The sequence below is a fragment of the Herbaspirillum sp. FG34 genome (assembly GCF_057809315.1).
In genome coordinates, this window is sequence record NZ_JBMDJS010000001.1 from 471,166 (window position 1) to 479,925 (window position 8,760).

The 8,760-nt window shown below is 60.9% G+C and carries 13 protein-coding genes; 1 reads left to right on the plus strand and 12 read right to left on the minus strand.

The annotated features are described in order from the left end of the window. Positions 1-189: 189 nt before the first annotated feature. The 10 genes from ACODSZ_RS02035 to ACODSZ_RS02080 all read right to left on the minus strand — a co-directional run bounded on the left by ACODSZ_RS02035 (position 190) and on the right by ACODSZ_RS02080 (position 6,924). On the minus strand, positions 190-2,223 hold the full coding sequence (locus tag ACODSZ_RS02035) for a PAS domain-containing sensor histidine kinase (protein ID WP_034349868.1): 2,034 nt from the start codon (positions 2,221-2,223) through the stop codon (positions 190-192). 161 nt (positions 2,224-2,384) lie between these two features. Further along, positions 2,385-2,882: a response regulator gene (locus ACODSZ_RS02040; RefSeq protein ID WP_034349866.1), complete on the minus strand. Its 498-nt coding sequence runs from the start codon at positions 2,880-2,882 to the stop codon at positions 2,385-2,387. A gap of 81 nt (positions 2,883-2,963) precedes the next feature. Then, the gene (locus ACODSZ_RS02045; RefSeq protein WP_006464715.1) at positions 2,964-3,593 is read right to left on the minus strand and encodes a response regulator; all 630 of its coding nucleotides are present in this window, start codon (positions 3,591-3,593) and stop codon (positions 2,964-2,966) included. A 341-nt stretch (positions 3,594-3,934) separates the two neighbouring features. Continuing rightward, the gene (locus tag ACODSZ_RS02050) at positions 3,935-4,264 is read right to left on the minus strand and encodes a BON domain-containing protein (RefSeq protein WP_008326489.1); all 330 of its coding nucleotides are present in this window, start codon (positions 4,262-4,264) and stop codon (positions 3,935-3,937) included. 72 nt (positions 4,265-4,336) lie between these two features. Then, positions 4,337-4,714 carry a hypothetical protein gene (locus ACODSZ_RS02055; RefSeq protein ID WP_008326487.1) on the minus strand — a complete coding sequence of 126 codons (378 nt, stop codon included), beginning with the start codon at positions 4,712-4,714 and terminating at the stop codon, positions 4,337-4,339. 178 nt (positions 4,715-4,892) lie between these two features. Then, on the minus strand, positions 4,893-5,105 hold the full coding sequence (locus tag ACODSZ_RS02060; protein ID WP_058894511.1) for a CsbD family protein: 213 nt from the start codon (positions 5,103-5,105) through the stop codon (positions 4,893-4,895). A 73-nt stretch (positions 5,106-5,178) separates the two neighbouring features. Then, positions 5,179-5,742: a ferritin-like domain-containing protein gene (locus ACODSZ_RS02065; RefSeq protein ID WP_488926930.1), complete on the minus strand. Its 564-nt coding sequence runs from the start codon at positions 5,740-5,742 to the stop codon at positions 5,179-5,181. 119 nt (positions 5,743-5,861) lie between these two features. Further along, positions 5,862-6,176: an ElaB/YgaM/YqjD family protein gene (locus ACODSZ_RS02070; RefSeq protein WP_008326473.1), complete on the minus strand. Its 315-nt coding sequence runs from the start codon at positions 6,174-6,176 to the stop codon at positions 5,862-5,864. A 329-nt stretch (positions 6,177-6,505) separates the two neighbouring features. Beyond that, a complete protein-coding gene (locus ACODSZ_RS02075) occupies positions 6,506-6,688 on the minus strand; it encodes a hypothetical protein (protein ID WP_008326472.1) in 183 nt (60 codons plus the stop codon). A 38-nt stretch (positions 6,689-6,726) separates the two neighbouring features. Beyond that, positions 6,727-6,924: a CsbD family protein gene (locus ACODSZ_RS02080; RefSeq protein WP_008326470.1), complete on the minus strand. Its 198-nt coding sequence runs from the start codon at positions 6,922-6,924 to the stop codon at positions 6,727-6,729. 569 nt (positions 6,925-7,493) lie between these two features. On the opposite strand from ACODSZ_RS02080, the gene ACODSZ_RS02085 reads away from it, so the two are divergent. Further along, positions 7,494-7,958 (plus strand): ferritin-like domain-containing protein, encoded by a 465-nt coding sequence (locus tag ACODSZ_RS02085; protein WP_008326440.1) that lies wholly within the window; start codon positions 7,494-7,496, stop codon positions 7,956-7,958. Positions 7,959-7,989: 31 nt separating this feature from the next. Here the strand turns inward: ACODSZ_RS02085 and ACODSZ_RS02090 are convergent, their stop codons facing one another. Together ACODSZ_RS02090 and ACODSZ_RS02095 are read right to left on the minus strand one after the other, a co-directional pair. After that, positions 7,990-8,160 (minus strand): hypothetical protein, encoded by a 171-nt coding sequence (locus ACODSZ_RS02090; RefSeq protein ID WP_488926931.1) that lies wholly within the window; start codon positions 8,158-8,160, stop codon positions 7,990-7,992. 125 nt (positions 8,161-8,285) lie between these two features. Further along, positions 8,286-8,760 (minus strand): ABC transporter ATP-binding protein (locus ACODSZ_RS02095; protein ID WP_488926932.1); only part of this gene is annotated, 475 nt, incomplete at its 5' end.

Sequence of the window (8,760 nt, forward strand, 5' to 3'; positions counted from 1 at the left end):
TGAATCCATGGTAACGATGAGCCTTTGGCGGCGACATAAGAGAGTCGCCCTTTCGCGCGTAGGAAAAAACGAAAACCCGTGACGGAAAAACGGACCGCACAGGAAAACTCACCAAAACGCAGAAAGCCGCCCTGGGGGCGGCTTTCAGAGGGGATGACGGGATCGTGAGGGCAGTGCTGCGCAGGCCCTTCAGGTCTCGCTGGAGACCAGCTCGGGACGGATCGGCAGGCTGATGCTGATGAGCGCCCCCTTGCCCGGCGTGGAGCGGATATCGACCTCTCCGCCAAAGAACGTGGCCCGTTCGCGCAGACCGCGCAGACCGTAGGTCTTGTGGTTGTCGCGCCGCTCTTCGGGAATGCCCACGCCATCGTCACGCACGGTCAGCGCCACGTGATCCTCGTCGACGTCGAGGATCACGTCGACCTTGCTGGCCTTGGCGTGCTTGGTCACGTTGTTGAGCATTTCCTGCAACATGCGGTAGATGGCGATTTCCATCTCATGCCCCACGTCCACGTCTTCATCGGGCAGGCTGGCGTGGCAGGCAATGCCGGTGCGCTCATGCAGTTCGTCGAGCTGTTCGGAGATCGCTGCCTTCAGGCCGAACAGGTCCAGCGTATTGGGCCGCAGCTCGGTCTGGATGCGCCGCGTGGTGGCGACCAGCGATTTCATCAGGCCCTGCATGCGGGTCTTGCGGTCGGCCCATTTTTCATCCGGCGGCAGGATCTGGTAAACCCCCTCCAGGTGCATCGACAAGGCCGTCAGCGACGCCCCCATGTTGTCGTGCAGCTCGCGTGCGATGGCGCGCTTTTCTTCCTCGCGCACCGTCTCCAGGTGATTGGTCAGTTCGCGCAGCAGCGCGGTACGCTGGATCACGGTCTTCTCCAGCTGGCTTTCGCGCTGGCGCAATTCATCCTCGGCCTGCTTGCGCTCGGTGATATCGGTGCTGATGCCGATGACGCCCTGTACGCTGCCATCCTTGCCGAACCAGGGCACCTTGGCGGTCTGGAAAGTCACCACGCCTTCGGGCAAGTGCAACGTCTGCTCCAGCTTCTCGGGCTTGCCCGAGGCCATGACGCGGCGGTCATCGCGATCCACGACATCGGCCTCTTCCTGCACCATGAAGAGCTCGCGACTGGAACGGTACATGGTCTCTTCCCAGGTCTTGCCCAGCTTGTGCAAGGTCGCCGGGTTGGCAAAGATCATCAGGCCCTGTCGGTTCTTGACGAAGATCGGATCGCTGGTGCTTTCACTGACGGCATTGAGCAGAGCACTGGTTTCGGCCAGCTTCTGCGCATTGCGCGTACGCTCGCCATATTCGCTGTCGAGCCGGCTGGCCGAGCCCCAGAAGATGAAGAGCACGATCACGCCGTTGATCAGCGTCAGCGTCGGCAGCACCAGTTCCGGCAGGATCCAGCCATGCGTCATGCCCCAGTTGAGCAACAGACTGAAGGCCAGCAGCAGGAACAAGGTCTGCGGCAGCAGGTGGCGCAGCATCTGGCCGCCCGGCGCGATGCGCAGGATCACGGCCATGAGCGCATGGGAGGGACGCGCCATCAGCAGCGCCGCCCCCAGCAGGGCGAACACCAGCGCCGAGAGCAGCGATACCGGCAGCGGAAAATCGAGATAGATGAACTGGGGCACATCATACAGATAGCCCACCAGCGGAATGGCCGACAAGCCCACCAGCGTGAAGGACAGGTATTCAGCCGGATAATAACCGCCCAGCAGGCGCCAGTCCTGCAGCAGCAGGGCCAGGGCCATCAGCACGAAGCCCACCGACAGCAAGGGGGAAATGGCCAGCGGCGAGATCGGATGGGTGCCATCCAGCGGCAGCCATCCCAGAAAAACGATGCCCCCATGCACCAGTGTGGCCAGGCCCAGCACCAGCAGCAGTGCGGCCAGCGCAGTGCCCAGCTGGCGCAGGGAGGGTCGGCGGGCACTCGAATTCATGCAGCGCAGATAGAGCGCCGAAGCGCCCAGAATGAAGCCCGCTGCCGTCACCTCCCGTACCTCCAGCAGGCCCGAGAGCAAACGCCGGTATTCCTCGCCCAGCAAGCCCGTCACCAGCACCACCACACCCAGCAGGATCACTGCCATGGACAGGCCCATGGACAGTGTCACCATGCTGCTGTCATGCGCGTGGGACGCGGCAAAATACTCTACCGATGCGCTGTTCTGGAGATCGGCGGAGGACGGACGAAGGCCGTCATTGTTCTTCTGCATCGTCGAAAATCCCTTGCTCTAGTGCGACCCGTGCCACATGCGCGCCTTTTGTGGCGGCGTGCCTGCCATGATCGGTTCTGATTGTCTGGTCCATCAAGGTCGCGCCGAACTGCCCTGGCGACATGCTGGCTGGCTGCGCAAATTGATGCAGCAAAAAAAACTTACATCCCGCCCGTCTGGGCCGGCCCCTGCGGTGGCGTATTGTTGCTCGACGAACTCCGCCCGGTTCGCCCTGCTCTCTGTCTGGCCAGTTCCTCCAGCAGATCGCACAGCAGCGGCAGTTCCGAAGACTTGTCGAAGAAGTGCTGCACCCCGCATTGCACTCCCACGCGCCGATACGTCGGACTCACATGATTGCTGAACACCACCTTGAGCTCACTCTGGCGCCGCGTATTGGAGCGGGCCAACGCCTGCAGCAGGCTCATGCCGTTGCCCTGCTTCAACTGGATATCCAGGATCAGGACGTCATAGCTGTTCTCACGCAGATGGCGCAACGCCTCCAGCTCGCTCTCGGCGTACCCCACCAGGCGTACACCGGCGATCTCGGCCAGGCTCTCCACGATCAGGTCCCGTACGTCCTCCGAATCCTCCACCAGGAAGATCCGCAAGGACGTCCCGTCGCTGTCGCGCTGGAGCCTGCTGTTGAGAATGTCATCCATGATGCGCCGTACCACTCTTCCTTGCCTGCCGCGCGGCCATATCGGCCGTCACGGCAACATGTCCGCCCGGGGTGTCAGGGCTCAGTCGATCAGGTTGTTCTTGATCGCGTAATAAATGATGTCCGCGTTATTGGTCATGCTCATCTTCTGCAGCACCCGCGAACGGTAGGTACTGACCGTCTTGACCGACAGGCACAGCTCGTCGGCGATCTGCGTCACGCCCTGGCCCTGGCCAAGCTTGTAGAAGATCTCGTACTCGCGCTGCGAGAGCGTCTCGTGCAGCGGCTTCTCGGAATCCACCGGCTCGCTGGTGAGCAGCTCGGCCACGCCGTAGCTGATGTACTTGTGCCCGCGCAGGATGGTGTTGATGGCGTTGACCAGCTCGGTGGCCAGCGCTTCCTTCTGCACGTAGCCGGAGGCGCCGCTGCGCAGCACCTGCACCGCATAGCGGCTCTCGGGGTGCATCGACAGCATCAGCACCGGCAGCTCCGGCTTTTCACGCTTGATCTGCTTCAAGACTTCCACGCCACTCTTGTCGGGCATGGCGATATCGAGCAACACGATATCCCAGTCCTGGGTACGCACCAGGCGGATGGCTTCTTCCGCCGTGCTGGCCTCGCCGCCGATTTCCATCGACGGGATTTCCGAAATGAAGTGGTGCACACCTGCCCGTACGACCGCGTGGTCATCGACTACAAGTATTTTTGTCATGGCATTTTTGAGCGGTGAATTGAAACTTCAGCGCCCTGGGCGCTGATGGGACCTGTTTTATGTTTGTACTCGATTCCGTACCGGACCCTGCACATGATTGCGTACGGCAACATGATCGATGCACGGTCTGCGGCCATCTTCGTCGCTGCCTCCCTGTCCTGACAGGCCAGTGGCCTGCCCCTGCGTGGCAGCAACGTGTTCCAACTATACCTGACAGGTCCTGACCTGTCTTCTTGCGAAACGCACCGGATCGTTGCGATGCGCTTGGCAAGCGGCAGTCCACGAACTGACAAAGCGCGGACCGGTCAAGAGACCGGTCACGCGCTTGCAAGTTCCCCGGCTTATTGCTTCAGGCGCAGGTCATTACGTACCGAGACCACACCCTTGACGCCCCGAGCCAGTTCGGTGGCGCGGGCAGCGGAGGTCGAGCTGGAGACGAAGCCGGAGAGCTGGACCACGCCCTTGTAGGTTTCGACATTGATTTCCGCGGACTTCAGGTTCGGTTCATTGAAGATGGCGGCCTTCACCTTGGTGGTGATGACGGCATCATCGACGTACTCGCCGGTGCCTTCCTTGCCGGGGCTGGAGGCGCAGCCCACCAGGGAAACCATGAACAGGGCCAGGAAGAAACCGAGGAAACGCTTGGTGAGGGACATTTTGGTCAGCGACATGATGAAACTCCTTTGATTTGTTGCGCAATCAGGTGATTGCGTCAGGAAGGCAATGGGTTCTTGCCAGCGAAATTACTTGCCGTACTTGGCCTTGGCGTTGGCCACGCACTTGTCCTTGGCATCGCCGCTCATGGCATCGCACTTTTCCTTGGCGACGTCATAGTTGGCGTCGTTCTTGTCCTTCATGGCGTCCTTGTCGGCCTCTGCACCCTTGCGCTTGGCCTTGGCGTCGGCGATGGTGGATTCGTGATCAGCCTTGGCTTGCTTCTCGCAGACGTCCTTGTCGTTACCCTTCAGAGGACCGCACTTCTTCTTGGCCGTCTTGTAGTCAGCGTCAGCCTTGGCCTTGTCTGCCTTGTACTGGGCCGCTGCCGGATCGGCGGCAAAGGCGGCACCGTGCAGGCCGATAGCGGCTGCGCCGAAGATCATGGTTGCGATGATTTTTTTCATTGTGTCCTTCCTCATGGTTTGCTTGGGTTGCGGCCTGGGGCCGTATTCTTATGCAGGCCGGCATGGGGACCGGCCTGCGTCCTGCACTTTCACTCACTCACGCTCATACACCAGCACCTTGCAGCACCCTCGTCGGGCCTGCGCACCTGGCTAGGGTGCTGCGCCACGCATGGACGGCTTATTGGCGCCAGTCCTTGTTGCGGTCTTCCCAGTCGCGGATCTGCTTTTCAGCCTCGTCCTTGCTCACGCCGTAGGCTTCCTGCACACGGCCGGCCAACTGGTCGCGCTTGCCGGCGATGACGTCGAGGTCATCGTCGGTCAGCTTGCCCCATTGCTCCTTGGCCTTGCCCTTGAATTGCTTCCAGTTGCCTTCAACGATGTCCCAGTTCATGTCGGTCTCCTTGCAAAGTTGGGGGAATGGATTCCCGAAATATCCTTCTGCTCCAGTAGGCACTGCGGTGGGCTTACAGGCCCAGCAGATCGCTCATGTCATCGGCGTGTTCTTCTTCCTGCGCCATGATCTGGATGAGCATGTGCCTGGTGGTCGGATCATCGTCGCCGATGCGTTCGATCATCTGGCGATAAGCTTCGATGGCCACACGCTCTTCCACCAGATTGGCGCGGACCATGTCCTTGATGTTGTCGGACTCATCGTATTGCGCATGACTGCGCTCGGCGATGGTCTTGGGATTGAAGTCGGGTTCGCCATTGAGTTGCACGATACGTTCGGCAATCTGATCGGCGTGGCTCTGTTCTTCCTGTGCGTGCTGCAGAAACTCGCCCTTGATGGCTTCGACATTGAGGCCCTTGGCGGTGTAGTAGTGACGCTTGTAGCGCATCACGCACAGCAGTTCGGTGGCCAGGGCGTCATTCAACATGGCGATGACTTCCTCGCGATTGCCGCGATAGCCTTCGGTGACGGCGCCGTCATCGATCTTCCTGGCGGCGGCGCGGATGGCATCCTTGTCGAGGTGGAAGTCTCGCTTGTTCTTGACGTCGGTCTTCGGTGGATTCTTGGTCATGGTCATTCCTTCTCTCCGGTTTCTTGACTAATGCGCTGCGGTCGTCGAAAGGACCCTGGCGCCTGGCTGGATCCGGCCTGCCGCGCGGGCCGCCGGGTTCCGGGAAAATACGTTGACGGATCTGCTCAGTAGCGGTCCGCGCTGCGGCCCACGGCCAGACCGACCAGCAGGCCGATACCGGTGCCGATGGCAATGGCACGCCAGGGGTTGGACTGCACGTAGTCGTCAGTACTGGTAACGATCTGGCGCCCCGTCTCGACCATGGCAGCCTGGGCATCCTGGGCGGTATTGAGCGCCTGCTCCAGCAAGTCCTGGGCACCCGCGCGCAAATCATCGGCCTTCTTGCCGGTGGTATTGGCCGCTTCGGCGAACATGTCCTGCGCCTGCTGCAACAGCGATTGCACATCGGTACGAACGGTCTTGAACTTGTTGGCTTGCATGCTTGCCCTCCTTGAATTCGTTGCGGTTTGATCAGGACGGCGGGGCTGGCCCGGCCATCCGGTGTGGGGTGTGTGCAGGGCGCTGATCACAGCAGGTACTGCAGCACGATGAGCGCCAACACCGGCACTCCCAGCAGCCATCCGAGTACGAGCTTGTCCATGATCTCCTCCCTTGTTTTTTTGATGCCGGCGCTTGCGTCCTGGCACCGCGTCATTCTTGCCTGCCTCAGTCAGTCAGTTGCACGATACCGATGGCTTGTCGCGCTTTGTATCGGCGCCAGCCCGATTGCCGTGTAGGACAACGGCCCATCGAGCCTGCTCGCCTGCGCTCATCGGATACGGCGCCGTGCCACGATGCGGGCACTGCCACCCTCGTCTTCCCAGCGCTGCAGTGCCACTTCCTGCTGGCGTTGTTCACGGCGCTGCGCCTGGCGCGCCAGCATGCGCAGGCTGGCACCGACAGCCAAGCCGGCCATGCCGGCAGCCCACAGGAATGTCTTTCCAAAACGCATCAGTTCTCTCCTTGCGTTGGCGTCGAAACGGTGCCGCCTTACAGCGAACCGGCGCGCTGGCGCAGCGAGCGCTTGATCAGATCCTGTGCCTGGCCGACCGCATGGGTGATGCGGCCATCCATCTGCCGGCGCTGGGCGGCGCGCTGCAGGCTCACATTGCCCAGCACGGAGGCCACACTTTCCTGGAGCTTGCCCAGGGCAAAGTTGAACTGACCGGTGATCGTCTTCTTGTTCATGGTGTGCTTGCTCCTGCTCAAGGGTTCAACATGAATGCCCAAAGCTAATCCGGGCACCTGCGGCACTGCGGTCCTGCACCGCGATGGCTGCGGCTGCGACGCGTTCAGCGCGCCTGGAGACCATGTGAAAAATGATAGCGAGCGGTCACTATCCCGCTCTATAGGACGGCGGCCGATTGTCTTGTAGGACAAAGCGGAAAGCCTTGTCAGCATTGGGGTTGCGGCCGGATTGGCAGTTTCGTCGCGGCGCCGTCGGGCGCTCAAGCACGGCCGTTTCCTACATCGGCTTGCGGCCCAGTCCGATGGAATTGCGCACGGCTGGCTCCTAGGATGAAAACGTGCAGCGACGGACGGGCTTGCTTCTCGCCGGTGCCAATCCGAGCGCTGACCATTGACCAGCTGACGACAAGGAGAACATCATGGGCAAGTACTTCCTCGCATGGCTGTGTGGCGTACCGGCGTTGCTGCTGGTTCTGATCTATTTCTTCGTCCATTGAGCTGATGCCTGTTCACGCCGTCCCGCTCGCTGAATGATGGCGGGAGCGGCTTTCCAGGAGAAAGGAAACAACATGACCAACGACCACCTCATTTCCACTCTGAACGATCTGATCCAGATTTCCATCGATGGCGAAAAGGGTTTCCGGGCCTGTGCCGAGGATGCCCAGGAGCGCTACATTCCCTACAAGGAAACCTTCCTGCAGCGGGCCACTGCCTGCGGCCAGGCGGCTCTGGACCTGCAGGCTCTGGTGCATCGCCTCGGCGGCGAGCCGGCCAGCCACAGTACGCTGGGCGGGGCGCTGCATCGACAGTGGGTGAACGTGAAGAGCGCCATCACGGGGCGTGACGACGAGAGCATCCTGGACGAATGCGAACGCGGAGAGGATGCCGCCGTCAACGCCTATCGCAAGGCGTTGAGCGAAGAGCTTCCCACCGATATCCGACTGATCATCGAGCGTCAGTACCAGGGTGTCCTGGCCAACCATGACAAGGTGCGCAGCCTGCGCAATGAGGTGCGGGCGCGCAAGGCGGCCTGATCGGACCAGACACCTCTCTGTTCCGAAGAAGTCAGAAGTCCTGCGCCGGCTGTACATCAGGCTTGATCCCGGGCCCCGTGTTCTCGAACACGGGGTTTTCATTTTCAGGCTCGGGGCGTTGGGGGGAGATCGACGCCGGAGAGGCGACAATATCGCCGCCGATAAGAAGAAACCAACCATGTCGCCCGACATAAAAATTCATTCAGGCTCAGTACTTAGCCTTCAAACAAAAAAAGCGCAGCCCGAGAGCTGCGCTTTTTCATGGGACTTCACTGCAAATGATTTATATCATTTACCCATTTCTTCACCACGCACTGAAACCACCCATCATCCCTCACCCAGATAAGCCGCCTTCACCCGCGGATCATCCAGCATCTGCTGCGCCTGCCCTTCCATGGTAATCAGGCCCGACTCCATCACATAGCCGCGATGCGCCGCTTCCAGCGCCAGCTTGGCGTTCTGTTCCACCAGCAGGATGGTGATGCCCTGCGCCGACACATTGCGGATCACTTCAAAGATCTTCTCCACCATGATCGGCGACAGACCCATCGACGGTTCATCCAGCAACAGCAGCTTGGGATGGCTCATCAGCGCACGCGCCATCGCCAGCATCTGCTGCTCGCCGCCCGACAGGGTACCGGCCATCTGCGCCGCACGTTCCTTCAGGCGCGGGAAGACCTCGAACCAGCGATCAATGTCGGCCTGGATCTGGCCCTTGTCATTGCTGGTGTAAGCACCCATCAACAAGTTTTCCTGGATGCTCATGCGCGTAAACACGCCACGCCCTTCCGGCACCATCGCC

Coding starts and splice junctions, on each gene's coding strand:
- ACODSZ_RS02080 (WP_008326470.1), bottom strand. CDS start 6,924: ATGAACAAGAAGACGATCACCGGTCAGTTCAACTTTGCCCTGGGCAAG.
- ACODSZ_RS02085 (WP_008326440.1), top strand. CDS start 7,494: ATGACCAACGACCACCTCATTTCCACTCTGAACGATCTGATCCAGATT.
- ACODSZ_RS02060 (WP_058894511.1), bottom strand. CDS start 5,105: ATGAACTGGGACATCGTTGAAGGCAACTGGAAGCAATTCAAGGGCAAG.
- ACODSZ_RS02090 (WP_488926931.1), bottom strand. CDS start 8,160: ATGAATTTTTATGTCGGGCGACATGGTTGGTTTCTTCTTATCGGCGGC.
- ACODSZ_RS02035 (WP_034349868.1), bottom strand. CDS start 2,223: ATGCAGAAGAACAATGACGGCCTTCGTCCGTCCTCCGCCGATCTCCAG.
- ACODSZ_RS02040 (WP_034349866.1), bottom strand. CDS start 2,882: ATGGATGACATTCTCAACAGCAGGCTCCAGCGCGACAGCGACGGGACG.
- ACODSZ_RS02045 (WP_006464715.1), bottom strand. CDS start 3,593: ATGACAAAAATACTTGTAGTCGATGACCACGCGGTCGTACGGGCAGGT.
- ACODSZ_RS02075 (WP_008326472.1), bottom strand. CDS start 6,688: ATGCGTTTTGGAAAGACATTCCTGTGGGCTGCCGGCATGGCCGGCTTG.
- ACODSZ_RS02070 (WP_008326473.1), bottom strand. CDS start 6,176: ATGCAAGCCAACAAGTTCAAGACCGTTCGTACCGATGTGCAATCGCTG.
- ACODSZ_RS02050 (WP_008326489.1), bottom strand. CDS start 4,264: ATGTCGCTGACCAAAATGTCCCTCACCAAGCGTTTCCTCGGTTTCTTC.
- ACODSZ_RS02065 (WP_488926930.1), bottom strand. CDS start 5,742: ATGACCATGACCAAGAATCCACCGAAGACCGACGTCAAGAACAAGCGA.
- ACODSZ_RS02055 (WP_008326487.1), bottom strand. CDS start 4,714: ATGAAAAAAATCATCGCAACCATGATCTTCGGCGCAGCCGCTATCGGC.